Source organism: Janthinobacterium sp. 1_2014MBL_MicDiv (genome assembly GCF_001865675.1).
In the GTDB taxonomy this organism is placed as follows: domain Bacteria; phylum Pseudomonadota; class Gammaproteobacteria; order Burkholderiales; family Burkholderiaceae_D; genus Janthinobacterium.
This window is the reverse complement of sequence record NZ_CP011319.1, coordinates 1,048,616-1,074,940: the sequence shown is the minus strand read 5'-3', so window position 1 is coordinate 1,074,940 and position 26,325 is coordinate 1,048,616. Positions and strand designations below refer to the sequence as shown.

Genomic DNA, 26,325 nt, shown 5'->3' with positions numbered 1-26,325 from the left:
GATTGAAGCGCGTGACAGTGGCGGATAATTCTGCATATCGCCCCTCCTCCCGAGGAGGCGGCCCCCACGCACCACCCGATAACTGTCAAACCACGCGCCCCGGAAGGCAATCATGGCTGTAGCCGAAGAAATCGATGTGAACCGCATACCACCGGAAGCAGCGCCCGCGCGCTCTCCCGTGGAGTCCGTGCAAGCCTTCGCCAAGACGCCGATGGGCAAGAATTTCCTGCGCGGCCTGGGCGTGGCGGCATTGATCGCCATCGGCGCGGCCCTCTACATGTGGAACCAGCCGCCCGAATACAAGGTGCTGTTCTCCAACTTCACGGACCGCGACGGCGGCGCCATCACCGCGTCGCTGGACCAGCTGGGCATCAAGCACAAGTTTTCCGAAGGCGGCGGCGCCATACTCGTGCCGTCCGAGCAAGTCCACGATGCGCGCCTGAAGCTGGCCGCGCAAGGCTTGCCGAAAGGCGGCAACGTGGGTTTCGAGCTGATGGAAAACCAGAAGCTGGGCGTGTCGCAATTCCTGGAACAGGTCAATTTCCAGCGCGCACTGGAAGGCGAACTGGCGAAATCGATCGAATCCGTATCCGCCGTCGACACGGCCAGAGTCCACCTGGCCTTGCCAAAACCGTCCGTCTTCGTGCGCGAACAGCAAAAACCGACGGCTTCCGTGCTGCTGAACCTGCATCCAGGCCGCGGCCTGGACCAGCTGCAGGTGAGCGCCATCGTGCACCTGGTGGCGTCCAGCGTGCCGGAATTGCTGCCGATCAATGTCACCGTCGTCGACCAGGCGGGCACCTTGCTGTCGAACCAGGAAAAGGACAAGGACCGCGCCAACGGCATCAAGAGCCTGGACCCGAACCAATTGAAGTACGTGCAGCAATTGCAGCAAAGCGTGATCAAGCAGGTCGAATCGATCCTGCTGCCCATCGTCGGCGAAGGCAATGTGCGCGCCGAAGCGACGGCGGACGTTGATTTTTCGCAAAGCGAGCAGGCAGCCGAAACCTACAAGCCGAACTCGCCGCCGGAAGCGTCCACCATCCGCAGCCAGCAAACGAGCGAATCGACGGGCGCCGGCAATGCCAACCCGTCCGGCGTGCCCGGCGCGCTGTCGAACCAGCCGCCTGGCGTGGCCACGGCACCGCTGACGGCCGAAGCGCCGGGCGCGGCGGCCGGCGCGCCGACGGCGCCGACGCAAAAGGAATCGACGACAAATTATGAAGTCGACAAGACCGTGCGCTACGAACAGAAATCCATGGGCGGCCTGCGCCGCCTGTCGGTGGCCGTGGTCGTCAACTACCGCCGCGTCATCGGCAAGGATGGCAAGGTCACGGTAACGCCGATTTCCCCTGCCGAAATGGTCCAGATCAACAATCTGGTCAAGGAAGCGATGGGCTACAACAAGGACCGCGGCGACAGCTTCAGCGTGGCCAATTCGCCGTTCGACGGCATCGACCGCGCGCCGGAAAGCAAGCTGGAGTGGTGGCGCGACCCGGCCAACTTGCCGCTGGCCAAGGAATTGGCGAAATTCCTCATCACGGCCCTGATCCTGCTGTACATTTTCATCAAGATCGTGCGCCCGATGCTGCGCCCCGTGATGCGCAAGATCGACGATTTCGGCGCGCCGCCGCCCGTCGTCGAGCCGGAACTGGCCAAGTCGGACGAAGAAAACGAAGTCCTGCTCAGCGAAGCCGAGCTGGAAGAACTGGAAGAAGACACGGCCCGCGGCTACCGCGAAAACCTGGCGATGGCCAGGAAACTGGCGCAGGAAGACCCGCGCGTGGTGGCCAACGTAATCAAAGCATGGGTAGGCAACAATGACTGAGACAACGGGACTGCAAAAAGCGTCCATCCTGATGCTGGCCCTGGGCGAGAGCGAAGCGGCCGAAGTGATGAAATTCCTCGGCCCGCGCGAAGTGCTGAAGCTGGGCGCCGCCATGGCCACCATGAAGGGCATCGCGCACGAGCAGGTGGTCGAGGTGCTGGACGACTTCCGCGCGCAGACGGAACTCAATTCCACCGTCGGCCTCGATTCGGACGAATACATCCGGCAAGTGCTCACCAAGGCGCTGGGTGACGACAAGGCCTCCGTGCTGCTGTCGCGCATCCTGGGCGGCAAGGACGCATCCGGCATCGAATCGCTGAAGTGGATGGATTCGCAATCCGTGTCCGAGCTGATCCGCAACGAACACCCGCAGATCATCGCCACCATCCTCGTCCACCTGGAACGCGACCAGGCCTGCGAAATCCTCGGCCACTTTACCGACCGCCTGCGCAACGACGTGGTCTTGCGCATCGCCACGCTGGACGGCGTGCAGCCGGCCGCCTTGCGCGAACTCAACGACGTGCTGACGAAACTGCTTTCGGGTAACGAAAACATCAAGAAATCGTCGCTGGGCGGCGTGCGCGCGGCGGCCGAGATCTTGAACTTCATGAGCGGCGAGCAGGAAGGCTCCGTCATGGACAATATCAAGAACTACGACAACGACATGGCGCAAAAGATCATGGACGAAATGTTCGTGTTCGACAACGTGATCGACATCGACGACCGCGGCATCCAGCTGCTGCTGCGCGAAGTGCAGTCGGAAATGCTGATCATCGCCCTGAAAGGCGCCTCGCAAGAGCTGCGCGACAAGATCTTCAAGAACATGTCGCAGCGCGCCGGCGAGATGATGCGCGAAGACCTCGAGTCGAAAGGCCCCGTGCGCCTGTCGGAAGTGGAATCGCAGCAGAAACAGATCCTGCAGATCGTGCGCCGCCTGGCGGACGAGGGGCAGATCGTCCTAGGCGGAAAAGGCGAGGATTCGTTTGTCTAATTTAATTCCCAAAGAGCAACAAACCGCGTACCAGCGCTGGGAAATGACCTCGTTTGGCGACGAGCGTCCCAGCGTGGTGGCCGCGCGCAAGCTGCTCGAACCGGAGCCCGAGCCGGAGTTCGATCCGTTTGCCGAGCTGCAGGAGGAAGAGCTGGCGCCGCCGCTCGAATACCCGACGCAGGAAGAACTCGACGCCATCCGCGAGGAGGCGCGCGCCACCGCATTCGAGGAGGGCCGCGCGGCCGGCTATGCGGAAGGCCATGCGGCCGGGCACGCGGACGGCCACGCGCAATCCTATGCGGAAGGCAAGGCCGTCTCCGCCGTGGAACTGGCGCACCTGCAAACCATCGCCGTCGACTTCGGCACGGCCGTGCAGCAGGCCGACGAACTGATCGCCAATGACGTGATGGAACTGGCCTTGCAACTGGCCAAGGGCATGCTGAAGACGGCCTTGCCCGTGCGTCCCGAGCTGATGCTGCCCGTGGTGCGCGAAGCCATCGAATACTTGCCTGTCCTGCAACAACCAGCCTTGCTGATGCTCAATCCGGAAGATGCGCAAGTGGTGCGCGACGGCATCGGCGACGAGCTCGACAAGGGCGGCTGGCGCGTCATCGAAGACCCGAGCGTGGAACGCGGCGGCTGCAAGATCGACACGGCCAGCAACCAGATCGACGCGCAGACGTCCACCCGCTGGCACCGCCTGACGCATGCGCTGGGCAAAGACCTGGACTGGCTGGCGCCGTGAGCGAGCCCGTCAAAGGCCCTCCTGCCCATGCGGCGCGCTGGCGCGCCTACCTGAGCGACTGTTCGGCCGTGGTCGGCTTCGTGGAGCCGATGCAGGTATCGGGCCGGGTCACGCGCGTGGCCGGCCTCGTGATGGAAGCCGTGGGCCTGCGCCTGGCCGTCGGCGCCGCCTGCACCGTGCCGCTGCCGAATGGCGGCCGGGTCGAGGCGGAAGTGGTGGGCTTCGAAGGCGACCGCCTGTTCCTCATGCCGCAAAGCGACGTCGAAGGCATCGTGCCCGGCACGCGCGTGTTTTCCGTCGAACCGGCCATCCCCCGCCCTGGCAGCGTGGCCCATCCGCGCCGCCGCCCCAGCGACCGCGCGCGCCACCTGCCCGTGGGGCCGCAGCTGCTGGGCCGCGTGCTCGATGGCGCGGGCCGCCCGCTCGACCAGCTGGGTCCGCTGCACACGACCGACAGCGCCCCCATCAACGTGCGCCCCGCCAATCCGCTGGGCCGCGCGCCCATCGTCGACACCCTGGACGTGGGCGTGCGCTCGATCAATGCCATGCTGACCGTGGGCCGTGGCCAGCGCATGGGCCTGTTCGCGGGTTCCGGCGTAGGGAAAAGCGTGCTGCTGGGCATGATGGCCCGCTACACGGAAGCGGACGTGATCGTCGTCGGCCTGATCGGCGAACGGGGACGAGAGGTGAAGGAATTCATCGAACAGATCCTCGGCGCCGAAGGCCTGGCCCGCTCAGTCGTCGTGGCCGCGCCGGCCGACACGCCGCCGCTGATGCGCCTGCAAGGGGCCGCCTATGCGACGGCGATTGCCGAGCATTTCCGCGACCAGGGACAAAACGTACTGTTGATCATGGATTCGCTGACCCGCTACGCCATGGCGCAGCGCGAAATCGCCCTGGCCATCGGCGAGCCGCCCGCCACCAAGGGCTATCCGCCATCCGTCTTCGCCAAGCTGCCCGTGCTGGTGGAGCGGGCCGGCAATGGCGAGGAAGGCGGCGGCTCGATCACGGCCTTCTACACCGTGCTGACGGAAGGCGACGACCAGCAGGACCCGATCGCCGACTCGGCGCGCGCCATCCTGGACGGGCATATCGTGCTGAACCGGCGCCTGGCCGAGGCCGGTCACTATCCGGCCATCGACATCGAACAGTCGATTTCGCGCGCCGCCCACTCGATCACCACACCCGAGCACCAGCAGCAGGCGCGCAAGCTGAAACAGCTGTATTCGCGCTATGAACGCAGCCGCGACCTGATCAGCGTGGGCGCCTACAGCGCCGGCACCGATCCCGTGCTGGACCAGGCCATCGCCCTGCATGAAAAGATTGAAGCGTTTTTGCAACAGCAAATCACGGAGCGGGTCAGCATGGACGAGAGCTTGGGGCAACTTACCGCTCTATTCGATTGATTAGGGCTTGCACACGGGGAATATAATCAGTCATGGCCTCTCCTTCCCAACTTGCCACCCTGATCGACCTTGCGCAGCGCGAAACGGACGACTGCGCCAAGCGCCTGGGCGCGGCCCTGAAAGCGCTCGACGATTGCCGCGAAAAGCTGGACATGCTGTCCGGCTACCGCGACGACTATGCCAAGCGCTTCGAAGCGAGCATGAGCAACGGCATCACGCCCATGGCTTACCGCAACTTCCAGGCCTTCATGGTCAAGCTCGACAGCGCCATCCTGGGCCAGCAGCAAGTGGTCGAGCATGCGCAGGCGCGCAGCGAGAATGAAAAGATGCGCTGGCAACTGGCCGAACGCAAGCGCATGTCGTACACCACCCTGAACAACCGGGCACAGGAACAGGCGCTGAAGCTGGAAAACAAGCGCGACCAGAAGGCAATGGATGAGCACGCGGCTCGACAAGCCTATTACAAACGCTAAGCAACACAGAGGCAGCACCATGCAAACCCTGCAAAACCCGATTTCCCAGATTGTCTCGCCGAATGCCACGCCTGGCCCGGCCAACCGCGCCCAGCCGTCCAACGGCGGCAGCGACGGCGACTTCCAGCGCACCCTGAACCGCCAGATCGAACAGCGCCAGGCCAGCCGCAATCTTGCGCAAGCGCAAACAGCACAGGCTCGCCCTGCTCCCGTTCCTGCTCCGGCCCAGGCTGCCGCTCCTGCGCCGGCCGCCAAGGCGCCAGGCAGCGAAGCCAAGCCGGTGCAGCAGCCAGCCGAACAAACCACCGCGCCCGATAGCCAGGCCAGCTCCGCCAATGAAGCAACGACGCCCGCGCCGGCAGCCAAGGACGGCAGCGAGGCCGAGGCCAGCGTGCCAGCCACGGCCGCCGCTGCGGTACCGCCGCCAGCCGACCCGGCCGCCGAGATGCTGGCCCTCGTGGGCAGCATCCAGTTGGCCATGCAGACACCGGCAGCGACTGCCAAGGCGACGCCGGAACTGGCGCCGCGCACCGGCGTCAAGGCCGACGGCAAGAGCCTGGCGGCCACCGCCCTGCAACTGGCTGGCCAGGGCGGCGGCAAGGCCGCGGCCGCCGCGCAAGCGGACGGCGGCGACTTCGCCGACAGCCTGGTCCAGGCCCAGGGCAAGGCAGCCACCACGGCGCAGCCTGGCGCCAGCCTGCCCGGCGCCAGGGGCGAGGCGGGCAAGCTGGCCATCGACGCCCAGCTGGCGGCAACCGTCAAGGCGGGCAGCGCCATGACCGAAGCACTACCGAAGGAAGCGCCTGCCGACCTGAGCCGCCTGACGGCGACCCTGCAGCCAGGCGCGCTGCAACAGGCGGCCGCGGCGGCAGCCGTGCCGGCGGACAAGCTGGCGGGCCGCGTCGGCACGCCGGCCTGGGACCAGCAGCTGGGGCAGAAAGTCGTGTGGATGGCGGCCGGCGGCGACCAGAGCGCCACCCTGACCCTGAATCCGCCCGACCTCGGCCCCTTGCAGGTGGTCTTGACGGTGACCAATGACCAGGCCGACGCGGCCTTCATGTCGGCCCAGCCCGAGGTACGCCAGGCGCTGGAAGCGGCCATGCCGCGCCTGCGCGAGATGATGAGCGAAGCGGGCATCGCCTTCGGCAGCGCCACGGTCTCGGCCGGCACGCCGGAACAGCAAAACCATGGCAACGGCGAGGCGTCGGACGGACGCCGCGGCAATGGCCAGGGTAGCGGCGGCGCCGGCGGCGAGATCGCCATCGCGCCAGCCACGGGCACGCGCGGCAGGGCCACCTTGGGCGCCGTGGATACCTTCGCCTAGCGGCAATTCGTCGCCCGCAGGCCACAGCGGCGGCCTGCGCTGGAACTTTTCGTGCAGAAACATCGAGTTGAGGGCGCTTCCGCCCTCTTTTCACTGCATCCTTCTGCGCAGAATTTGCCGATAATGACATAATGGCGTCGTGATCCACTTCCATGCACTCGAGTACCATTGAAAGCAAATCCAAAAATGAAAGCAGATCCGAAAGCAGACGCAGCCCTGGCACCGGCCGGCGCGTCAAAAAAGAAGCTTCTGATCATAGTGCTGGCCTCGGTTCTAGTGGCTGGCGGCCTCGGTGGCGGTGCGGCCTGGTATTTCTTGCATGGCAAGTCCGACAAGGCTGACACCAGCTCCAGCAAGAAAAAACAGGTGTCGAAGGCAGGGCCGCCCGTGTTCGTGCCCATCGATGCCTTCACCGTCAACTTGCAGCCGGAAAATGGCGAGCAATACCTGCAGATCGCGTTTACCCTGCAGGCGAGCAGTCCCGAAGAAATGGATTTGATCAAGCTGAACATGCCGAAGGTGCGCAGCCGCCTGTTGCTGTTGCTGTCTGGCAAGAAAGCCTCGGAACTCAATACCGTGGAAGGCAAGCAGCAACTGGCGGCGGAAATCATCGGCCAGGTGAACCAGCCGTTCGAGGACAAAGGGCCGGAGCAGGACGTGACGGACGTATTATTTACCGCATTCATCATTCAATAAGCAGCCATGGCCGATAATTTCCTCTCCCAGGAAGAAGTCGATGCCCTTCTGAAGGGCGTCAACGGAGACCAGGACGACGCGCAGGCGCCGGAAGACGTCACGGGAGTTCGTACCTACAACCTGGCGACCCAGGAGCGCATCGTGCGCGGCCGGATGCCGACGTTGGAAATTATCAACGAGCGTTTTGCCCGTCTGCTGCGCGTGGGGCTGTTCAACTTCCTGCGCCGCAGCGCGGAAGTGTCGGTCGGCTCCGTGCGCGTGTCGAAATACAGCGAGTTCATCCGTAACCTGGTGGTGCCGACCAATCTGAACCTGGTGCACATGAAGCCGCTGCGCGGCACGGCCCTGATGGTCTTCGATCCGGGCCTCGTGTTTTTGCTGGTCGACAACCTGTTCGGCGGCGACGGGCGCTTTCATACGCGCGTCGAAGGGCGCGACTTTACGCAGACGGAGCAGCGCATCATTCTGCGCATCCTCGATATCGTCTTCGAAGCCTATACCAAGTCGTGGGAGCCGGTCTTCCCCGTCGAGTTCGAATATATCCGTTCGGAAATGAACACGCAGTTCGCCAACATCGCCACGCCCAACGAGGTGGTGGTAGCCTCCACGTTTACGGTGGAACTGGGCTCCGTTTCCGGACAAATCCACTTCTGCATGCCGTATTCGATGATCGAGCCGATCCGCGATTCGCTGACCTCGAGCCTGCAGGGCGAGGCGCTGGAAGTGGACAAGCGCTGGATCCGCCTGATGACGCAGCAGATCCAGATCGCCGAAGTCGAGCTGGTGGCGTCGCTGGGCACGGCGCGCGTGTCGTTCGATGAAATCCTGAACATGAAGGTGGGCGACATCATTCCGCTCAACATCCCGGAACTGATCGCCGCCACCGTCGACGGCGTGCCCGTGATGGATTGCACATATGGCGTGTTGAACGGACAATATGCGCTGAAGGTTGAAAAGTTGCTGGCCAATGCCGACAACATGAACAATCATTAAATAATTGCAATAGATAAATACCCGGGTCGCGCTGCGGCCCGCATCTGTACAACAGGAGAAACACATGTCTGACAACCAAGACGACCAAAGCGCGGAAGACGATTGGGGCGCGGCCATTGCCGAGCAGGCCAAGGCGGAAGCCGAAGCGCTGCAGAACCAGGCCGCCAATACGGCCAGCGCGGCCAGCGCCGCCGTGTTCAAGGACTTTTCCAAGCAGGCGTCGAAGTCGGAAACGCACAACGATATCGATTTCATCCTCGATATCCCCGTGCAGCTGACGGTCGAACTGGGCCGCACCAAGATCGCCATCAAGAACCTGCTGCAACTGGCGCAGGGTTCCGTGGTCGAGCTCGACGGCCTGGCCGGCGAGCCGATGGACGTGCTGGTCAACGGCTGCCTGATCGCCCAGGGCGAAGTGGTGGTGGTGAATGACAAGTTCGGCATCCGCCTGACCGACATCATCACGCCGTCCGAACGTATCCGAAAACTCAATAAATGAAGCCTGGCCTGTTGATTTCCACCATGCTGCCGCTCGTGGCGGCATGCTGCATTGCCCAGGCGGCGCCGGCGCCCGCTTCCATCCCGACAGCAGCGCCGGCGGCCAGCGCCGCCGTCGCCAGCACGCCTGCCGAGGGCGCAAGCGGGCAAGCCGGGGCCGTCCCCGCGGCTGCGGCTGCGGCCACCACCTCGCCTGCCGCCGCCATGCCCGCCATGCCGCCCGGCGCGCCGATGACCATGGCGCCCACATCGTCCGCCGGCAGCTTGCTGCAAACCATCTTCGCGCTCGTCTTCGTGCTGGCCCTGCTGATCGGCCTGGCCTGGTTCATGAAGCGCTACGGTCCGAAAGCCATGGGCGGCAATGCACGGATGCGCGTCGTCAGCTCGCTCAACCTCGGTGGACGCGAACGCATCGTGCTGATCGAAGTGGCCGACCAGTGGATCGTCGTCGGCGCCTCGCCCGGCCGCGTGAATGCGCTGGCCACCATGCCGCGCCAGGAAGGCGACTTGCCGCAACTGGCGACGGCGCAAAACGGCCCCGCGGCCGCCAATTTTTCCGAATGGCTGAAACAGACCATCGAAAAGCGCAATGGGAAATAAACACGCAATGACGCAGGCGAAACAGGCGCTGGCATTGCGCAATATCAAGACTCCGCTGACCTGGCTGCTGGCTGTCGCCGCGCTGGCGCTGCCGCTGTGGGCCCTGGCCCAGCCGGGCATCCCCGCGTTTACCAGCACGCCGGCGCCGGGCGGCGGCCAGAACTATTCGCTGCCGGTACAGACGCTCATCCTGATGACGTCGCTCACCTTTTTGCCGGCGGCCCTGTTGATGATGACCTGCTTTACGCGCATCATCATCGTGCTGTCCCTGCTGCGCCAGGCCATCGGCACGCAATCGGCGCCGCCGAACCAGGTGCTGGTGGGACTGGCCCTGTTCCTCACCCTGTTCGTCATGGGCCCCGTGTTCGACAAGATTTATACGGATGCCTACCAGCCTTACCAGGAAAACAAGATCAGCATGCAGCAGGCGATGGACAAGGGCGTCGAACCGCTGAAAACCTTCATGCTGAAACAGACGCGCCAGGCCGACCTGGCCCTGTTCGCCAAGATGTCGCGCGCGCCAGACTTGCAAGGCCCGGAAGACGTGCCGCTGCGCATCCTCGTGCCGGCCTTCGTCACCAGCGAACTGAAGACGGCGTTCCAGATCGGTTTTGCCATCTTCATCCCCTTCCTCATCATCGACATGGTGGTCGCCAGCGTGCTGATGTCGATGGGCATGATGATGATGTCGCCGGCGACGATCTCGCTGCCGTTCAAGCTGATGCTGTTCGTGCTCGTCGATGGCTGGCAATTACTGCTGGGCTCGCTGTCACAGAGTTTTTACTAGGATAGGACTGCGATGACACCCGAAAGCGTCATGACCCTGGGCCGCCATGCGATGGAAATCACGCTGATGGTGGCCGCGCCCATGCTGCTGGTCGCCCTCATCATCGGCTTGATCGTCAGTATCTTCCAGGCCGCCACGCAGATCAACGAGGCGACCCTGTCCTTCATTCCCAAGCTGGTGGGCATTTTCATCGCCATCGTCGTGGCCGGCCCATGGATGCTGTCCGTCATGCTCGACTACATGCGCCAGGTATTTACCGGCATCCCGAACCTGGTGGGCTAGTGCAGCCGCTGTTGCCATGCTGACCCTGTCCAGCATTGAACTGAACACGTGGATCGCAGCTCTGCTGTGGCCGCTTAGCCGCATCCTTGGCCTGATCGCGGCCGCGCCGCTGTTCGGCAACGCGGCCGTGCCGGCCACCGTCAAGGTCTCGCTGGGCGCCATGCTGGCCATGATCATCGCCCCCACCGTGCCGGCATTGCCTGCGGTCAATCCCATGTCGCTGGCGGGATTGCTGATACTGACGCAGGAAATGCTGGTGGGACTGGCCATGGGCTTTTCCATCCGCATCGTATTTTCCGCCATCGAGATGGCCGGCGAAATCAGCAGCCTGACCATGGGCCTGGGCTTCGCCTCGTTCTTCGACCCGCAAACCAAGGGCAGGTCTTCCGCCATCAGCCAGTTCCTCGTCATGCTGGCCACATTGATGTTTTTGACTGTCAACGGGCACCTGGTCTTGCTGGCGGCGCTGGCGGAAAGCTTCGTCAGCCTGCCGATTTCATCGAGTCCGGTCAGCGGCGGCGGCTTTCAGCAGCTGGCCGCCTGGGGCGGGGAAATCTTCCGTTCCGGCTTGCAAATTTCCCTGCCCATCATCGCCGCCCTGCTGCTGACCAACGTGGCACTGGGCATTTTGACGCGCGCCGCGCCGCAGCTGAACATCTTCGGTATCGGCTTCCCCGTCACCCTGGGCGTGGGCTTGCTGGTGATCGGCATGGTGCTGCCCTACCTGGCCACGCCATTCCAGAACATGTTCCTGCGCGGCATAGAAACGGCACGTCTGCTGCCGCGCGGCTTCGCCACGCGCGACCGCCCGCCGCCGCCCGTGCCGCCGAATCCCCTGCGCCCCGCGCCGCCGGCCCAGCCAGCGCCGCTGCCCGCACCGTAAGGCCGTCGCTCAGGGCTGGTCGCTGCTCAGCGCAAAACGCCAGCGCCGCAGGTCCACGTTCAGGCGCAACTGGTGATGCCTGACCAGATAGCGCACGCCGACCAGGGCCGCCGCCAGCCCCGACAGGGCGCCTATGCCCAGCGCCCAGCGCGGGCCGAAGGTATCGGCCACCCAGCCCACGATGGGCGCGCCCAGCGGCGTGCCGCCAGCCGAGATCGCCAACAGGATGGCCATCACGCGGCCCCGCATGGCGGGCGCCGTCGACAGTTGCACGCTGCTGTTGACGCTGGTGGTAAAGGTTTGCGCGGCGATGCCGATCACCACCAGCACCATGCCGAACAGCCAGTAGTTGGGCATCACGGCCGCCAGTGCGCAGGCAAAGCCGAACAGCGCGGCCGCGCCCAGCAGCAGCGCCAGGGTGGGCCTGCCGCGCCCCGCCGCCAGCAGGGCGCCGGCCACGGAACCGCAAGCCATCACGGAACTGAGCACGCCATACTGGCCGGCCCCCGCATGGAAGGCCGTCACCGACATGGTCGACAGGAAAATCGGGAAATTCAAGCCAAAGGTGCCGATCAGGAACAGCATCAGCAGGATGGCCATCAGGTCGGGCCGCTGGCGCACGTAGCGGAAACCTTCGCCCAGGCTGGCGCGCGTGGCTTTCAGGCGCGGCGCGCGGCGCAGCAATTGCACGCGCAGCAGCAACAGCGAACCGATCACGGCGGCAAACGAGACGGCGTTGATGATGAAGACCCAGCCGCTGCCGACGCTGCTGATCAGCAAACCGGCCACGGCCGGGCCCAGCATGCGCGCCGCATTGAACGAGGTGGAATTCAGCGCCACGGCGTTCGTCAAGTCTTCCTCGTCGACGATCTCGGAAACAAAGGTCTGGCGCACGGGCGAATCGAAGGCCGTCACGCAGCCCAGCAGGAAGGCAAACACATACACATGCCACAGTTGCACCAGGCCGCTGATGCACAGCACGCCCAGGCCCAGCGCCAGCAAGCCCATGGCCGCCTGCGTGAACAACAGCAATTTTCTCCGGTCCAGCAGGTCGGCCGCCATGCCCGTCAGGGGCAGCAACAGCAGCTGCGGGCCGAATTGCAAGGCCATGACGATGCCGACGGCGCTGGCATTGTGCTGCGTCAATTCGCTCAGCACCAGCCAATCCTGCGCCGTGCGCTGCATCCAGGTGCCGACATTCGACACGAGGGCGCCGCCGGCCCAGATACGGTAATTGGGATTGCGTAGCGAACGGAATGTGTTTTTCATCTGGGCGTGCGGGCTCCTTGCCGGGGTCGGGGTGAATGGTTCAGCGGATCACTGCGCCAAACGTTTGAGTAATGCCACCGCCTTGTCCAGTTCGGTGACTTCCTGCGGCGTGAGCCGCGTTTCAATGGTGCGCGCCAGCCAGTCTTCGCGCGCGGCGCGGCTGGCCGCGATCCAGGCGCGGCAGCTGTCCGTCAGGGTCAGGATGGTCTGCCGCCCGTCGGCCGGATCGGGCGACCCCGTCACCATCTGCGCTTCCGTCAGCGCCAGCACGGTGGCGGCCATCGACTGCGGACGCATGCCTTCGGCGCGCGCCAGGCTGCTGGCGGTGGCCGGGCCGTCGCGCTCGAGACGGCTGAGCACAGATGACTGCGACATGCTGACGTCGCCCAGATGCGCCTCTTCGCGCAGGCGACGGCGCAGCTTGCCGATGAGAATGCGCAATTCGCCGGCCAGTTGCAGCACTTGTTCGTGTTCGTCTTGTGGAGTAGGCATGGGAAACGGGTAGTGGATCAACAGGCCCTACTATAACAGATATGCAGGTAACCTGCACAGTTTGCCTGTACAGGCTACCTGACCATCTTGTCGAAGTGGCTCTCCTGCGCACGCAAAAAAGCCGGGGCGGAAGATGCACTCCCTGCCCCGGCTCCCCGGTCACCGCACTGAAACGGATGGCTTAGCTGATGTAATTGAACAGCGACAGTCCCGAGATGGACGTGAACGACTTCTGCGCCGCCTGCAGGGTGATCTGCTGCTGGCTGAACAGGGAAATCGCCTTCACCATGTCCAGGTCCTGCAAGCCCGACAGGGTGCTCGCGTACTGCAGGTCGAGGTCGTCGCCGGCGCTGTCGAGGGTATCGAGCTCCTTCAGCCGCGAACCGACTTCCGCGCGCACCGACAGCACATTGTCGTAAGCCGTGTCGAGGATATTGTGCGCCGCGTTCAGGCTGGCCGTCAGGCGCGCCTGGCCGGCGTCGCCCGTGGCCGGCTGGCCCAGCGCGCCGATCAGGTTGGTGATCGTGGTAAAGATCGATTCCTTGCCGCTCGGCTCCAAGGTGAACTTGTCCAGGTCGGCCGGCTTGCCCGCGATATTGACTTGCTGGCCGTCGAAGTTGATGGCGTCGCCCGCCTTATAGGCCACCGGCACGGCCGGAGTCGGGATGGTCTGGCCCAGGGTCACGTCCGTCACGGTATAGGTCGTCTTGGCGTCGGTGCCCGTGCCCGTCACCTGGAAATCGATCGAGTACTTGTGCCCCGTCAACTTGGTGGGATCGGTGACGGTGCCGCCGGAAATGATGCCGGCGCCGCCGCGCGTGAAATTGCCTGGATCGGGCGCCGTGGTGAACTTGCCGTTGCCCGTCAGATTGTTCTCGAACACGGTCGCGCCCGAGTCGCTGGTGGCCAGGTAGCGCGCCGAGCCTACCTGCAGCTCGCGCTGGCCCTGGTCGCCCACATAGGTGGCGCCGCCCGGAGTCTGGCTGAACGGCTGGGTGGACGATTTGTAGCCGGAAAACAGATAGCCGCCCGCATTGTCGGAGGTGTTGGCGATGCCCAGCAGGTCGGTCAGCCGGCCTTTCAGCTCCGTCGCCAGGCTCTGGCGGTCGATATCCTTGAGCGCCGGATTGCCGGCCTTCAAGACCAGATCCTTCACGTCGGCGATCAGCGAGGTGGTGCTGGCCAGCGCCAGTTCTTCCTGCGAGAGGAAATTCTTGGCGTTCGAGCGGTTCGTCACGAACTGCGTATTGATCGATTGCGACTGCGTCACTTCCAGCGCGCGCGCCGAGGCGATCGGGTCGTCGGCCGGCGTCAGGTTGCGGCGGTTGGCAGACAGCTGCATCTGCGTGCGGTTCAGCGCGCCCTGCAGGTTATTCAGCTGGGAGCTGCCCGTTTCATAGATCATTCTGGTACTGATGCGCATGATGCTGCCCTTCCTGATGGCGGCGGCGCTACAAGCCGCCGCTTAAATCGCTGAATCTGAATAATGAAGAATTAACGTCCGAGACCGATGACCACGTCGAACAGGGTGCTGGCAATCTGCATGACCTTGCCGCACGCCTGGTAAGCCTGCTGGTAGCGCAGCAGGTTGGCCGCCTCTTCGTCGAGGTTGACGCCGGACACGGCTTGCTGCTGCGTACTCGTCTGTTGCAACAACGCCAGGCTGGCCAGGCCGCTGACCTGGACTTCGCGCGTCTTGTTGCCCACGAAGCTGACGGTTTCCGCGTACGAACCCTGGAACGTGGCCTTGCCGCCGTCGAGAATATTTTTCGTCTGCAAGCTCGCCAGCAGCGCCGCATTGCGGCTGTCGCCCACGCCGCCCGAGTTCGGCGCAATGGTGAACTTGTCGCCCTGCGCCGGCGCGCCCGTCATGCTGACGTTGATGCCGCCGAAGTTGAAGCTGTCGCCTTCCGTGTACGGAATGTTCGCCGTGCCGGCCGGATACGTGGTGCTGCTGCCGTTCAAGCCCTTCACCGTCACGGCCTGGCCTGCCGGGAAGCCCGACAGCGAGCCGCTGACCTTGTCGTAGGTCAAGGTCACGGTGCTCGTGAGCGCATTGCCGGGCGTCAAATAGGCCTTGTCCACGCTACCCAGGCCAAGCTTGCCGCTGCCCGTGTTGCTGACGGGCGCGCCCGTGGCGATCGGCGCGCCGGCGGCCAGCTTGTTGCGGTCGGTAATCAGCACGCCGAGGCCGGCAGCGCCGTTGGCGGTCGGCCTGACCATGAAGTTGTCGCCTTCGGCGGCCGTGCCCGAAATCGAGAAATCCACGCCATCGATGGTTTGCGGCACGGTTTGCGGATACGGGTTGATGGTCGTTTTCGCGCCGTCGCTCTGGCGCGTCACGACATAATTGCCGCCGTCATACCTCACGGCGTAATCGCTGCCCGTCAGCTTGGTCGGATCGCTGACCTTGGCCGACAGCGCCGTCGTGCTCGACGAGTTGTTGCGGTAGTCGGCGCCGATGACGGGATCGGGCACCTTGAAAAAGTCGCCGCCCATGTCGCCATTCAAGTCCTGGCCCAGCTTGTGCTGGTCATTGAAGGTGGCGGCCAGGGCGATGGCGACCTTGCCCAGCGAATTCTGGATACGGTCCAGGCTGCCGCTACGGAATTCCAGCAAGCCGCCCAGCGCGCCACCGGTCAGCGAACTTTCCGACAGCTTGGTGACGGTAGAGCCCGTGACATAGCCGACGTCCAGGCGCTGCGGGTCCGTCGGCGAAGGCGTGACGGCCAGCTCAAAGTTCTTGTCACCCACCACCAGCGGCTGGCCCGAGCCGATCGACACGGTGATCGTGTTGTTCGAGCCAGGCTGGACCGTAGTCTTGACGTATTTGTTCATCTCCGTGATCAGCTGGTCGCGCTGGTCGAGCAAATCGTTGGGCTGGTTGCTTTGATTGACGGTCAGGCTGGCGATCGAGTTATTCAGCTCGGCGATCTGCTTGGCGTAGGAATTGATCACCTTCACATTCGAGGTGATCTGCGAATTGACGCCGTCGCCGATTTCCGTCAGGCGCGCGCTGAGGCCCTGGAAGCGCGAGGCCAGCGAGTTGGCGCTCGACAACAATGCCTGGCGCGACGACACGGACGAGGGATTCGAGCTGAAATCCTGCACGCCCTTGAAGAAATCGGCCATCGCCGGCGACAGCCCGGCCGTGGGGTCGGCCAGCAGGTTGTCGATCTGGCTGATCTGCGTGTAATACGCATCGAGCGAACTGGTGGTCGCCTGCGCATTGTTCACCTGGGCGGCCATGAAACTGTCGTACTGGCGCTTGACTTGCGACACTTCCGTACCATTGCCCACGAAACCATAACCGGCATTGTTGAACTGCGCCGTCTGCTGCAGCACCACCTGGCGGTTGTAGCCGTCCACGTTGGCATTGGTGATGTTATGCCCGGTCGTCGACAGGCCCACCTGCGCTGCAAGCAAACCGCTCTTACCGATGCTGAGTAGATTCGAAGTCATGGTGTCTTATTGGTTACCCTCAAAAGTATTTACGGCAGCCGCAGCGAAAACTTGAAGCACGCGGCCTGCACAGGATATGGCGGCGGCTTAACCAACCAGCGAATTCTTGATAATTTTTGTCAATTTGGCAGCGTAATTCGGGTCCGTCGCATAGCCGGCCTTTTGCAAGCCGTGGGCAAACGTGCTGGCGTCGCCGGCGCTGGCCAGCACTTTTTCATAGCGCTTGTTGTTTGTAATCAACTGCGCGTAATCCTTGAAGCTGTCCGCATAGCTGTCATAGGCACGGAATTTCTCCACCTTGCGCTGCGCCTTGCCATTCACATATTCGGTGGTGACGGCTTCCGTGACCTTGCCCTTCCAGTCGCCGGACGCCTTGATGCCGAACAGGTTGTGGCTGCTGCTGCCGTCGCGGGCGATGATTTCGCGCTTGCCCCAGCCCGTTTCCAGCGCCGCCTGGCCCAGCATGAACTTGGCCGGGATGCCGGTGGCGCGGCTGGCCTCTTCCGCATGTGCGCCCAGCTTTTCCTGGAACGCGCGCACGTGCGGCGCCTGCGTGGCGTTGGCCTTGTCGCTCAGGGTCTTGCCGCCCGTGGCGCCGCTCGCGCCCTCGGTGAGCGCGCCCTGCTGCTGGCGGAAGGCGGCCAGCGCCTGCGCCATGCTCGAGGAACGGGGCGACGGCGCTTCCGCGCCATCGGCGGCCAGCGCCTGGTTCGACGACGACAGCTGGCGGATCAGCACGTCCGCCAGGCCCGTGCCGCGCTTGGCCAGGTTCTGGCTCGTCTGCTGGTCCAGCATCGAGGTGTACATCTTGCTTTGCTGGCTATCCATGATGCCGTCCTGCGGCGTGGCGTCGCGCATGCTTTTCATCATCATGTTGATGAACATGGCTTCGAATTGCGTGGCCGCCTCTTTCAGGGCGGCGGGGTCGCGCGCCTTGGCGGACTGGCGCAAGCCATCCATGCCCTTCACGTCATAGGCGGCGGTATTGCTGAGGTCGGTTTGGCTGATCATGGCGTGTCCATCAAATGATTTCAAGTTCGGCGCGCAGCGAACCGGCCGCCTTCATCGCCTGCAGGATGGCCAGCAAGTCTTGCGGCGAGGCGCCGATGGCGTTGAGGGCTTTCACCACGTCGGACAGCGAGGCGCCGCCCTTGACCAGCATGACCTTGCCCGGTTCCTTCTTGATATCGATCTGCGCCGTCTGCGTGACCACCGTGCGCCCGCCCGACAGCGGTGCCGGCTGGCTCACCTGCGGCTCGACATTGATGGTGACGGACAGGTTGCCGTGCGAAATGGCGCATGTTTCCAGGGTCACGGACTGGTTCATCACCACCGAGCCCGTGCGCGCATTCATGATGACCTTGGCCGCCAGGCGGGCCGGGTTGACTTCGATGCTTTCCAGCTGGCCCAGGAACGCCACGCGCTGGTCGCTGCCGCCCGGCGACTGCACCTGGATCACGCGCCCATCGAGCGCGGCGGCCGTGCCGGCGCCATAGCGGCTGTTGATGGCGTCGACCACGCGGCTGGCCGTGGCGAAATCGGTGGCGTTCAATTCCAGGCGGATCGTGTTGTTGGCGCCCAGCGCCGAGGCGACTGCGCGCTCGACGGTGGCGCCGCCCGAGATGCGCCCCACGCTCAGGTGGTTGATGACGACGGAGCTGCCGGCCGCCTGCGCGCCCACGCCGCCCACCAGCACGTTGCCCTGCGCCATGCCGTACACCTGGCCGTCGGCGCCCTTCAGCGGCGTCATCAATAAAGTGCCGCCGCGCAAGCTTTTCGCGTTCCCCATCGACGACACCGTCACGTCGAGCAGCTGGCCCGGCTGGGCAAACGCGGGCAAGGCCGTCGTCACCATCACGGCGGCGACGTTCTTCAATTGCAAGCTCGTGCCTTGCGGCAAGTTGACGCCCTGCTGCTGCAGCATGGCCGCCACGCTCTGGATGGTGAACGGCGTCTGCGTGGTCTGGTCGCCGCTGCCGTCGAGGCCGACGACGAGGCCATAGCCCATCAGCTGATTCTGGCGCACGCCGGCGATGCTGGCCAGGTCCTTGATGCGCTCGGCCTGCGCCACGGGTGCCAGCAGGGCGCCAGCCAGGCCGCAGACGAGTAAAAGGCGGGGGAAGGTAAACGTGGCCATGGTCAGAACGGCAACAGGCTGAGGAAGAAGCGCGACGCCATCGAGGCCATTTCGGCGCGGTCGATCTGGCTGTTGGTGCGGTATTCGACGCGCGCGTCGGCCACCTGGGTCGACGGCACGACGTTGCCCGTGCCGATGGTGTCCGGATTGACCATGCCCGAGAAGCGGATGAATTCCGTGCCCTTGTTCATGGCGATCTGTTTTTCGCCCGCCACGATCAAATTACCGTTTGGCAATACCTCGATCACCGTCACGCCGATCACGCCGGAAAACGTGTTGCTGGCGGACTGGTTGTCGCCATCGGCAAATTTCGTCGCACCATTCGCCGAAACCGTGCCGCCCAGGCGGCCCTGGGCGAAGCCGGGCGTGCTGAAACCCACGCTGCCGGACTTGTTGCCGGAACTGGCGCCCGCCTTGACGGCGTTCGTGCGCTCGGTGATGGCAATGGTCATGGTGTCGCCCACATGGCGCGCGCGGCGGTCTTCGAAGGCGGGACGGTAAGTCGACGGCTGGTAGATCGAGCCATTGTTGACGACCACGGGTTCCGGCATCGGCGCGCGCGTGGTGGTCGGGTATTGCACGATCGAGGTGGGCGTGATGGCGCAGCCGGACAACAGGACTGCGGACAAGACGGCGATGAGGGGGTATTGCATGACGAACCTCCGCTGCCATCCGGCGGCGGATGGCATGACGACTAAAAAAAATTAGAGCTGAGAAAGCTTCTGCAGCATCTGGTCGGATGTGGTGATGGCCTTGCTGTTGATCTCGTAGGCGCGCTGCGTCTGGATCATGTTGACCATTTCCTCGGCCACGTTGACGTTCGACGTCTCGATATAGCCCTGCATCAGCACGCCGGCGCCGTTGGTGCCCGGGGTATTGGTCTGCGCCACGCCGGACGCGCCCGTTTCCATGTACAGGTTTTCGCCCTTCGACTCGAGGCCGGCCGGGTTGACGAAAGTGGTCAGCTGCAGCGAGCCGATCTGCGATGGCGCCACCGTGTCGGGCAGGGTGACGGAAACGGTGCCGTCGCGCGCCACGGTCAGGCTCAGCGCATTGGTCGGCACGGTGATGGCGGGCTGGATGACGAAGCCTTCGGAAGTGACCAGCTGGCCGTTGCTGTCGGTCTGGAACGAGCCGTCGCGCGTGTAGGCGGTGGCGCCGTCCGGCATCAGCACCTGGAAGAAACCGGTGCCGTTGACCATCACGTCGCGCGAATTGCCCGAGGCCTGGGGATTGCCCTGGGTATGGATGCGTTCCGTGGCCACCGTGCGCACGCCGGTGCCGATCTGCAAGCCCGATGGCAGCTGGGTTTGCTGCGAGGACTGCGCGCCCGGCTGGCGGACATTTTGGTAGAGCAAGTCTTCAAACACGGCGCGCGACTTCTTGAAGCCCGTGGTGCTGACGTTGGCCAGGTTATTGGCGATCACGTCCATCTGCGTCTGTTGCGCTTCCAGGCCGGTCTTGGCAATCCAAAGGGAACGAATCATGATTTTTCTCCAATAACAGCGCTAGTCAGCCCTGTAGACTATTTCTATGTAACCATTATGCGGCTGCCCCCATCAATTCAAAGCGAGGATCTGGGTGGCTTTCGCCGCGTTATTCTCGGCATTCTTCAACAGGCTCATTTGCGTTTCGAACTGGCGCGCCAGGGCGATCATGCTGACCATGGAGTCGACGGGGCTGACATTGCTGCCCTCGAGCGCGCCCGTCGTCAATTTGACGGCCTGGTCGGCCTGGGCGACGGCGCCATCCTTCAGGCGGAACAGGCCGTCGTCGCCGCGCACCAGTTGCTGCTCGGGTGGATTGACCAGCTTGATGCGTCCCAGCACCGTCGACGGGCCGGGCGGCACGTCGGTGGAAATCGTGCCCACCGTGCCGTCGCTGGCAATCGCCACCGTCACGCCGGGCGGTATCGCCATGGGCCCCGTATCGCCCTGCACCATCAGGCCGGCCTGCGTCTGCAGCATACCGTTTTCATTGAGTTTCAGGCTGCCGTTGCGCGTGTAGGCTTCGGAACCGTCGGCCGACTGCACGGCGATCCAGCCGCCGTTTTCCACGGCCACGTCGAGCGCGCGGCCCGTGTGCTGCATGGGACCTTGCGTGAAATCGGAGCCGACCGTCGAGTCGACGACAAAGGCGCGCGTCGGCATCATGCCGTCGGCCACCACGGGCACGGCGCGGAACGAGTCGAGCTGGGCGCGGAAACCCGTGCTGGTGGCGTTCGCCAGGTTATTCGCGGTGGTCGCCTGCTTGTCCAGGATGTGCTTGGCGCCCGAGCCGGCGGTGTAGATGAGACGGTCCATGTGTTTCTCCGTACAAAACGAAAACTGGGGTCAGACCCCGGTACTACTGCAACATCGAGGGTGCCTCGGAAAGCGTAGCGAGCGGTTCAATACCGGGTTGAGTAGCGCAGCTGTACGGAGGTACAGCGAGCAACGCCGGCCCGGTAGTGAAACGCGCAGCAGCTTAACGAGGCACCCCCACGTTAACGCAGGTTCACTAGCGTCTGCAGGACCGAATCCTGCGTCTTGATGGTCTGCGCATTCGCCTGGTAGGCGCGCTGCGCCGTGATCATATTGACCAGTTCCGCCGTCAAATCGACGTTCGACACTTCCACGGCCGAGGCACGCAAATTGCCCAGGGTACCCGTCTTGGGCTCGCCCGTGATGGGCTTGCCCGAAGCCGAGCTTTCCACCCAGGCGTTGTTGCCCAGCGGCTGCAGGCCGTTCGGGTTGGTAAAGTTGCTGAGTACTACCTGACCCAGGGCGCGCGTCTTGCCATTGTTGTACTGGCCCTGGATGACGCCGTCGTCACCCACGACGAAGCGGCTCAGCTGGCCGGCCTTGTAGCCGTCCGCTTCCGTTTTCTTTTCCGCCGTGACGGTGCCCAGCTGGGTGGACTTGGTGAAGTCGACCTGGACCGACAGCGTCGCATTCGCACCCGTGGCCGGGAAGATCGGCAGGTTGACGGTGACGGGCAAGGTTTGCGGCGGCGTCAGGGCCAGCATGGCGGCCCGGTCCAGGCTGCCGACCGTGTTGAAGACCAGCGAACCGGTCTTGACGGCTGGCACCACGGTCACGGCGCGGATGGCTTCATCGATCTGGTCCGGCGTGCGGCTCGAATTGACGCCATTCGGCACTGCACTGCCGTAGGTGGCGGCGATGGCGGCCAGTTGCGCCGGCGTGGCGCCCGCGGCGGCAGCGGCGGCCGAGACGGCGGCGCCGGCCGCGTTGCCATAGGCGACGGCGGCGGCCGTCACATTGGCCGGCACCAGCGGCACGGCCGTGGCGGCGGCCTGGTAGGCGGCGCGCGCAGCCAGCGAGGCAGGGTCCGTCTGCAGGGCGGCCGCGGCCTTCATGCTCGTCACTTCCGTGCCGTCTATGGCCGAGTAGACATCCCAGGTGTTGGTGCCCGTCTTGACGTAGAAATTCGACATATTGTGGGAATTGCCCAGCGAATCGAAGACTTCGACGGGAAACGACTTGTGGTACGACGTGTCGTCCGTCGACTTGAACGGCACCGTGGTCGGCATCGCCGTATTGGAATTGAGGTTGACTTCCGTGCTGATCTTGGTCGTTGCCTGCGGCTTCATGTCCGACTGGTCGATCTGCAGGGGCACGACGGCGCCAGCGACGATCTTGCCGTTGACGTCGGCCGGATAGCCGGTCAGCTGCGCCAGCTGGGCGTTGACGATGAAGCCGCTCTTGTCGACCTGGAACTGGCCGTTGCGCGAATACTGGATGGCGCCGTTGACGCTGGTACGGAAGAAGCCGCCGCCATTGATGGCGATGTCGAGGGGATTCGACGACGATTCCAGGTTACCCTGATTAAATTGCTGGGCGATTTGCGAAACCGACACGCCGATCCCCGCCTGGTTGCCGCCCACGCCATACAGCGAGTTGGCATAGATGTCGGCGAACTGCGCCTGCGATTGCTTGAAACCCACGGTCGACGAGTTGGCGATGTTGTTGCCGATGACGTCCAGCGATTTGGCGGCGCCATTCAAGCCGCTCAGGCCTTGTTGGAAAGACATTGTGTTCTCCTGGTAGAAATTAGGGGTAGAGGGTCACGCTAAGGGGAAGCGGCTTACAGAATCTGTTTCACGTCGGCCATGGTGATGCTGCCCACGCCCGGCACATTCAATTTCACGCCACCGGCGCCCGTCGACACGCTGGCGACCGAACCGAACATCAGCGCCGTCGCATCCTTGAGCTTGGTGCCGCCGCGCGAGGCCTCCACGGCGAAGGTATAGGCGCCGTCGGCCAGCACGATGTTCTTGCCGTCCTTGTCGAGATCGGCGGTAGAGCCGTTCCAGCCCAGCGGCAAGGTGCCCGCCGCCTGCGCGCCCAGGTCGATCGAGTGGACTTCCTTGCCATCCTTGTAGATGATGACCTTGACCTTGTCGGCCGGCGTGGCCAGGTCCACGCCCAGCAGGGCGGCACTCTTGCTCAGGTTGATATCCTTGCCTGCCGTCAACACACCGTGGCCGATGATGTTGGCCGCCTGCATGGATTCGGCTTGCTGGTAGCTGGCTTTCAGGGTTTCCAGGGTCGTGTTGAGCTTGTTGACGCCCGTCACCGTGGACAGCTGCGCCAGCTGGCTGGTCAGTTGCGCATTGTCCAACGGGTTCATCGGGTCCTGATTCTTCAGCTGGGTGACCAGCAGGGTCAGGAACTTGTTCGTCTCCGCTTCGACACTGCCGGGATCGGCCGTGGTCTTCTTCGGATTCATCGTCGCCATCAGGTCGGTGGTGACGGTGTTGCTGGTATCGATGGTTGCCATAATGGTCAGTCAGCCTTATTGGCCGATGGTGAGGGTTTTCAGGAGCAGCGACTTGGCCGCGTTCATGGTTTCCACGTTGGTCTGGTACGAGCGCGACGCCGACAGCATGTTGACCATCTCGTCGACCGTATTTACGTTGGGCATGGTGACGTAGCCCTTCTCGTCGGCCAGCGGATTCTTCGGGTCGTAGACCAGCTTCATCGGCGACGGGTCTTCGATCACCTTCTGCACCTTGACGGCCGTGGCGCCATTGGCCATGGGCACGGCTTCGAACACCACCTGCTTGGCGCGGTAGGCTTCGCCACTGGCGCTGGTGGCGCTGTCGGCATTGGCCAGGTTGCTGGCCACCGTATTCAGGCGCTGCGCCTGGGCGCTCATGGCCGAACCGGAAACATTGAAGATATTAAATAGCGACATGATTATTGCCCCCCCTGGATGGCCGTCAGCATGCCCTTGATCTGCGAGTTGAGGAACGTCACGGCGGCCTCGTAGCGGATGGCGTTGTCGGCAAAGGCATTGCGCTCGAGGTCCATGTCGACCGTATTGCCATCGACGGCGCCCTGGGACGGCGCGCGGTACAGCAGCGGCGTGCCGTCGGCCAGCGTCTCGACCTTGCCGCCCGCGCTGCTCCCCACGGCGGCGGCGACGCCCTTGCCCGGCATATGCTGCGGCGCCGTGCCCTTCAGGGCGGGCGGCACGCCATCCTTGCGCGCCATCGCCCCTTTCAGGGCGCTGGCGAAATCGACGTCGCGCGCCTTGTAGTTGGGCGTGTCGGCATTGGCGATATTCGAGGCGAGCAATTCCTGGCGCGTCGAGCGCAGGCTCAGCGCCGTCTCGTTGAAGCGCATGTAATCGTCGAGTTTCCCTATCATGTCAGGCTCCGGAAAGATCTGCCACTGGCGCCCGAGATGGCGGAAGGATGGCGGTATAGTGATGACAGGAAACATAGTACGGTGCCCACCGGCAAGACCATCGCCGGATCAGACCGCACTTTTACCCCCTAATCCGCGCTTCGAACGGGCCGCCGCGCCCTATCATGGCAATATTCCAGAGGCCTATCACCATGAAAACACCGCTTGCTTTCCTTCTCGCCCTTGCCGCCGCACTGGCCGCCGCCGCGCCGCTGGCGCAGGCGCAAAACGCTGGCCGCCAGACGCCGGAAGCACTGCGCGACAGCGTGGAACAATTCCTGCAGGTACAAAGCAATGGCTTGCCCGGCAAGGTGACGGTCACCGTCGGCGCCGTCGATCCGCGCCTGAACCTGGCCGCCTGCCCCGCGCCGCAAGCGTTCATGGCCCCCGGCGCGCGCGCCTGGGGCAAGACCACCGTCGGCGTGCGCTGCACGGCGCCGGCCAGCTGGACCATCTATCTACAGGCGAACGTGGCCGTCGTCGGCGACTACGTGGCCAGCGCCGTGCCGCTGGCGCAGGGACAGGCCATCGATGCCAGCCAGCTGGTGACGATGCAGGGCGACCTGGCGGCATTGCCGGCAGGCATCGCCACCGACATGGCCCAGGTGGTGGGCGCCAGCACGAATATCTCGCTGCCGCCGGGTACGCCGATGCGCCTCGACACCCTGCGCCGCAAGCCCGTGGTGATGCAGGGCCAGCTGGTGCGTGTCGTTTCCAGTGGCAATGGTTTCCAGGTGGCATCAGAAGGACGCGCCATCGGCAGCGCCGGCGACGGCCAGGTGGTGCAGGTGCGCACCCAGGGCGGCCAGCAGATCAGCGGCGTGGCGCGCGCCGGCGGCCTGGTGGAGGTGGCTTTCTAGATACGGATGGACAGCGATATTGTGGTCTGGCGCACTAAAGTTTCGGAAGAAGGTGCCGATAATGACACATATCCCGGAGTTTTTTGACTTCGACCAGACGAGGATCACGCTGTGAAAATTACCGACAACACCATTAAAAGCAATCCCGGCCTGCCGGTAGCGCCCGCGAATACCTCGGGTGCCCGCAATGCAGAGAAAGCGCAAGCAACACCGACGACGTCGGACAATGTACGCCTGTCGCCGCAAGGACAGGCATTAGCGGCCAGTGCAACTGCCGGCAGCGGCGCCGTGTTCGACACGAAAAAAGTCGAACGCATCAAGCTGGCGATCGCCGACGGCCAGTTCCAGGTCAACTCTGAAAAAGTGGCGGACGGTCTCTTGGATACAGTCAAGGACTTGCTGCACTCACGAAATAGATAGGTTTCCCCCATGCAATCAGTGACTCCGTTTTCCAGCCTGCGCGACGAGCAAGAGCTCATGACCACATTGCTGGCATTGATGAAAGAAGAACAGCTGCATCTGGTTGCGGCTGACATCGATGCGGTTGCGGAGATCACCGTGCGCAAGACGGCACTGATAGGACAGTTGAGCCAGCTGGCGGCGCAACGCCACCAGGCCCTGGCGGCGGCCGGTTTCATGGCCGCCGAAGCCGGCATGGAAGACTGGCTGGTCGGCGCCGGCATCGCCGACGCGGCGCCCCTGTGGAAAGCCCTGCTCGAGACGACGCGCGAAGCGAAGGAACAGAACCGCCTGAACAGCCTGCTGGTCAACAAGCACATGCTGCACACGCAAGGCGCCCTGAACGCCCTGCGCCCCACGGCCCAAAGCGGCAATTTCTACGGCCCCAGCGGCCAACCGACGACGAATACGCCGAACCGGCGCGTCGTCATCGGCTAAGCCGAACAC

Annotated in this window: 29 protein-coding genes; 16 read left to right on the top strand and 13 right to left on the bottom strand. The window is 64.0% G+C overall.

Going from position 1 to position 26,325, the window contains the following annotated elements; translation table 11 throughout:
• Nucleotides 1-112 precede the first annotated feature (112 nt).
• The 13 genes from fliF to fliR all read left to right on the top strand — a co-directional run bounded on the left by fliF (nucleotide 113) and on the right by fliR (nucleotide 11,506).
• Nucleotides 113-1,828: a flagellar basal-body MS-ring/collar protein FliF gene (gene fliF / locus YQ44_RS04730; RefSeq protein WP_071322400.1), complete on the top strand. Its 1,716-nt coding sequence runs from the start codon at nucleotides 113-115 to the stop codon at nucleotides 1,826-1,828.
• On the top strand, nucleotides 1,821-2,819 hold the full coding sequence (gene fliG / locus YQ44_RS04725; protein WP_034787109.1) for a flagellar motor switch protein FliG: 999 nt from the start codon (nucleotides 1,821-1,823) through the stop codon (nucleotides 2,817-2,819). The genes fliF and fliG overlap by 8 nt, the downstream gene beginning before the upstream one ends.
• Nucleotides 2,820-2,862: 43 nt before the next feature.
• Nucleotides 2,863-3,564 carry a flagellar assembly protein FliH gene (locus YQ44_RS04720; protein WP_071322399.1) on the top strand — a complete coding sequence of 234 codons (702 nt, stop codon included), beginning with the start codon at nucleotides 2,863-2,865 and terminating at the stop codon, nucleotides 3,562-3,564.
• A gap of 89 nt (nucleotides 3,565-3,653) precedes the next feature.
• A complete protein-coding gene (fliI, locus tag YQ44_RS04715; protein WP_232251296.1) occupies nucleotides 3,654-4,970 on the top strand; it encodes a flagellar protein export ATPase FliI in 1,317 nt (438 codons plus the stop codon).
• Nucleotides 4,971-5,002: 32 nt separating this feature from the next.
• The gene (gene fliJ / locus YQ44_RS04710) at nucleotides 5,003-5,443 is read left to right on the top strand and encodes a flagellar export protein FliJ (RefSeq protein WP_071322397.1); all 441 of its coding nucleotides are present in this window, start codon (nucleotides 5,003-5,005) and stop codon (nucleotides 5,441-5,443) included.
• Between the two features lie 19 nt (nucleotides 5,444-5,462).
• A complete protein-coding gene (locus YQ44_RS29275) occupies nucleotides 5,463-6,767 on the top strand; it encodes a flagellar hook-length control protein FliK (protein ID WP_071322396.1) in 1,305 nt (434 codons plus the stop codon).
• Nucleotides 6,768-6,953: 186 nt separating this feature from the next.
• Nucleotides 6,954-7,463, top strand: a complete 510-nt coding sequence (gene fliL / locus YQ44_RS04700) for a flagellar basal body-associated protein FliL (RefSeq protein ID WP_071322395.1) — start codon at nucleotides 6,954-6,956, stop codon at nucleotides 7,461-7,463.
• A 6-nt stretch (nucleotides 7,464-7,469) separates the two neighbouring features.
• Complete coding sequence (gene fliM, locus YQ44_RS04695) at nucleotides 7,470-8,456, top strand: flagellar motor switch protein FliM (protein WP_034754035.1); 987 nt, start codon at nucleotides 7,470-7,472, stop codon at nucleotides 8,454-8,456.
• A 64-nt stretch (nucleotides 8,457-8,520) separates the two neighbouring features.
• Nucleotides 8,521-8,955, top strand: a complete 435-nt coding sequence (gene fliN, locus YQ44_RS04690; protein WP_034754038.1) for a flagellar motor switch protein FliN — start codon at nucleotides 8,521-8,523, stop codon at nucleotides 8,953-8,955.
• Nucleotides 8,952-9,554, top strand: a complete 603-nt coding sequence (fliO, locus tag YQ44_RS04685) for a flagellar biosynthetic protein FliO (RefSeq protein WP_071322394.1) — start codon at nucleotides 8,952-8,954, stop codon at nucleotides 9,552-9,554. Before fliN ends, fliO begins: the two co-directional genes overlap by 4 nt.
• A 7-nt stretch (nucleotides 9,555-9,561) precedes the next feature.
• Nucleotides 9,562-10,341, top strand: a complete 780-nt coding sequence (gene fliP / locus YQ44_RS04680; RefSeq protein ID WP_442905929.1) for a flagellar type III secretion system pore protein FliP — start codon at nucleotides 9,562-9,564, stop codon at nucleotides 10,339-10,341.
• 12 nt (nucleotides 10,342-10,353) lie between these two features.
• Nucleotides 10,354-10,623 carry a flagellar biosynthesis protein FliQ gene (gene fliQ, locus YQ44_RS04675; protein ID WP_071322392.1) on the top strand — a complete coding sequence of 90 codons (270 nt, stop codon included), beginning with the start codon at nucleotides 10,354-10,356 and terminating at the stop codon, nucleotides 10,621-10,623.
• A gap of 16 nt (nucleotides 10,624-10,639) precedes the next feature.
• Nucleotides 10,640-11,506, top strand: coding sequence for a flagellar biosynthetic protein FliR (gene fliR, locus YQ44_RS04670; RefSeq protein ID WP_071322391.1), 867 nt, complete (start codon nucleotides 10,640-10,642; stop codon nucleotides 11,504-11,506).
• A 9-nt stretch (nucleotides 11,507-11,515) separates the two neighbouring features.
• On the opposite strand, the gene YQ44_RS04665 is transcribed toward fliR, so the two are convergent.
• The 13 genes from YQ44_RS04665 to flgB all read right to left on the bottom strand — a co-directional run bounded on the left by YQ44_RS04665 (nucleotide 11,516) and on the right by flgB (nucleotide 24,520).
• A complete protein-coding gene (locus tag YQ44_RS04665) occupies nucleotides 11,516-12,775 on the bottom strand; it encodes an MFS transporter (protein WP_071322390.1) in 1,260 nt (419 codons plus the stop codon).
• Between the two features lie 48 nt (nucleotides 12,776-12,823).
• Nucleotides 12,824-13,267: a MarR family winged helix-turn-helix transcriptional regulator gene (locus tag YQ44_RS04660; RefSeq protein ID WP_071322389.1), complete on the bottom strand. Its 444-nt coding sequence runs from the start codon at nucleotides 13,265-13,267 to the stop codon at nucleotides 12,824-12,826.
• A 181-nt stretch (nucleotides 13,268-13,448) separates the two neighbouring features.
• Nucleotides 13,449-14,690, bottom strand: coding sequence for a flagellar hook-associated protein FlgL (gene flgL, locus YQ44_RS04655; RefSeq protein WP_071322388.1), 1,242 nt, complete (start codon nucleotides 14,688-14,690; stop codon nucleotides 13,449-13,451).
• 71 nt (nucleotides 14,691-14,761) lie between these two features.
• On the bottom strand, nucleotides 14,762-16,729 hold the full coding sequence (gene flgK, locus YQ44_RS04650) for a flagellar hook-associated protein FlgK (protein WP_071322387.1): 1,968 nt from the start codon (nucleotides 16,727-16,729) through the stop codon (nucleotides 14,762-14,764).
• Nucleotides 16,730-16,816: 87 nt separating this feature from the next.
• Entirely contained in the window at nucleotides 16,817-17,740 is a 924-nt protein-coding gene (gene flgJ / locus YQ44_RS04645; RefSeq protein WP_071322386.1) for a flagellar assembly peptidoglycan hydrolase FlgJ, read from the bottom strand.
• Between the two features lie 10 nt (nucleotides 17,741-17,750).
• Complete coding sequence (locus tag YQ44_RS04640) at nucleotides 17,751-18,866, bottom strand: flagellar basal body P-ring protein FlgI (protein WP_071322385.1); 1,116 nt, start codon at nucleotides 18,864-18,866, stop codon at nucleotides 17,751-17,753.
• A 2-nt stretch (nucleotides 18,867-18,868) separates the two neighbouring features.
• Nucleotides 18,869-19,519 (bottom strand): flagellar basal body L-ring protein FlgH, encoded by a 651-nt coding sequence (locus tag YQ44_RS04635; RefSeq protein WP_071322384.1) that lies wholly within the window; start codon nucleotides 19,517-19,519, stop codon nucleotides 18,869-18,871.
• Nucleotides 19,520-19,570: 51 nt separating this feature from the next.
• Complete coding sequence (flgG, locus tag YQ44_RS04630) at nucleotides 19,571-20,353, bottom strand: flagellar basal-body rod protein FlgG (protein WP_071322383.1); 783 nt, start codon at nucleotides 20,351-20,353, stop codon at nucleotides 19,571-19,573.
• A 72-nt stretch (nucleotides 20,354-20,425) separates the two neighbouring features.
• Nucleotides 20,426-21,169, bottom strand: coding sequence for a flagellar basal body rod protein FlgF (locus YQ44_RS04625; protein WP_071322382.1), 744 nt, complete (start codon nucleotides 21,167-21,169; stop codon nucleotides 20,426-20,428).
• Nucleotides 21,170-21,351: 182 nt separating this feature from the next.
• Nucleotides 21,352-22,899, bottom strand: a complete 1,548-nt coding sequence (locus YQ44_RS04620) for a flagellar hook protein FlgE (RefSeq protein ID WP_071322381.1) — start codon at nucleotides 22,897-22,899, stop codon at nucleotides 21,352-21,354.
• A gap of 53 nt (nucleotides 22,900-22,952) precedes the next feature.
• Nucleotides 22,953-23,648 (bottom strand): flagellar hook assembly protein FlgD, encoded by a 696-nt coding sequence (locus YQ44_RS04615; RefSeq protein WP_071322380.1) that lies wholly within the window; start codon nucleotides 23,646-23,648, stop codon nucleotides 22,953-22,955.
• 15 nt (nucleotides 23,649-23,663) lie between these two features.
• Nucleotides 23,664-24,065, bottom strand: a complete 402-nt coding sequence (flgC, locus tag YQ44_RS04610; protein WP_071322379.1) for a flagellar basal body rod protein FlgC — start codon at nucleotides 24,063-24,065, stop codon at nucleotides 23,664-23,666.
• Between the two features lie 2 nt (nucleotides 24,066-24,067).
• Nucleotides 24,068-24,520 (bottom strand): flagellar basal body rod protein FlgB, encoded by a 453-nt coding sequence (gene flgB / locus YQ44_RS04605; protein ID WP_071322378.1) that lies wholly within the window; start codon nucleotides 24,518-24,520, stop codon nucleotides 24,068-24,070.
• Between the two features lie 191 nt (nucleotides 24,521-24,711).
• On the opposite strand from flgB, the gene flgA reads away from it, so the two are divergent.
• The 3 genes from flgA to YQ44_RS04590 all read left to right on the top strand — a co-directional run bounded on the left by flgA (nucleotide 24,712) and on the right by YQ44_RS04590 (nucleotide 26,316).
• Nucleotides 24,712-25,419, top strand: coding sequence for a flagellar basal body P-ring formation chaperone FlgA (flgA, locus tag YQ44_RS04600; RefSeq protein WP_071322377.1), 708 nt, complete (start codon nucleotides 24,712-24,714; stop codon nucleotides 25,417-25,419).
• 111 nt (nucleotides 25,420-25,530) lie between these two features.
• Nucleotides 25,531-25,839 carry a flagellar biosynthesis anti-sigma factor FlgM gene (flgM, locus tag YQ44_RS04595; RefSeq protein ID WP_034754089.1) on the top strand — a complete coding sequence of 103 codons (309 nt, stop codon included), beginning with the start codon at nucleotides 25,531-25,533 and terminating at the stop codon, nucleotides 25,837-25,839.
• A gap of 9 nt (nucleotides 25,840-25,848) precedes the next feature.
• Nucleotides 25,849-26,316 carry a flagella synthesis protein FlgN gene (locus tag YQ44_RS04590; RefSeq protein ID WP_071322376.1) on the top strand — a complete coding sequence of 156 codons (468 nt, stop codon included), beginning with the start codon at nucleotides 25,849-25,851 and terminating at the stop codon, nucleotides 26,314-26,316.
• Nucleotides 26,317-26,325: the final 9 nt, after the last annotated feature.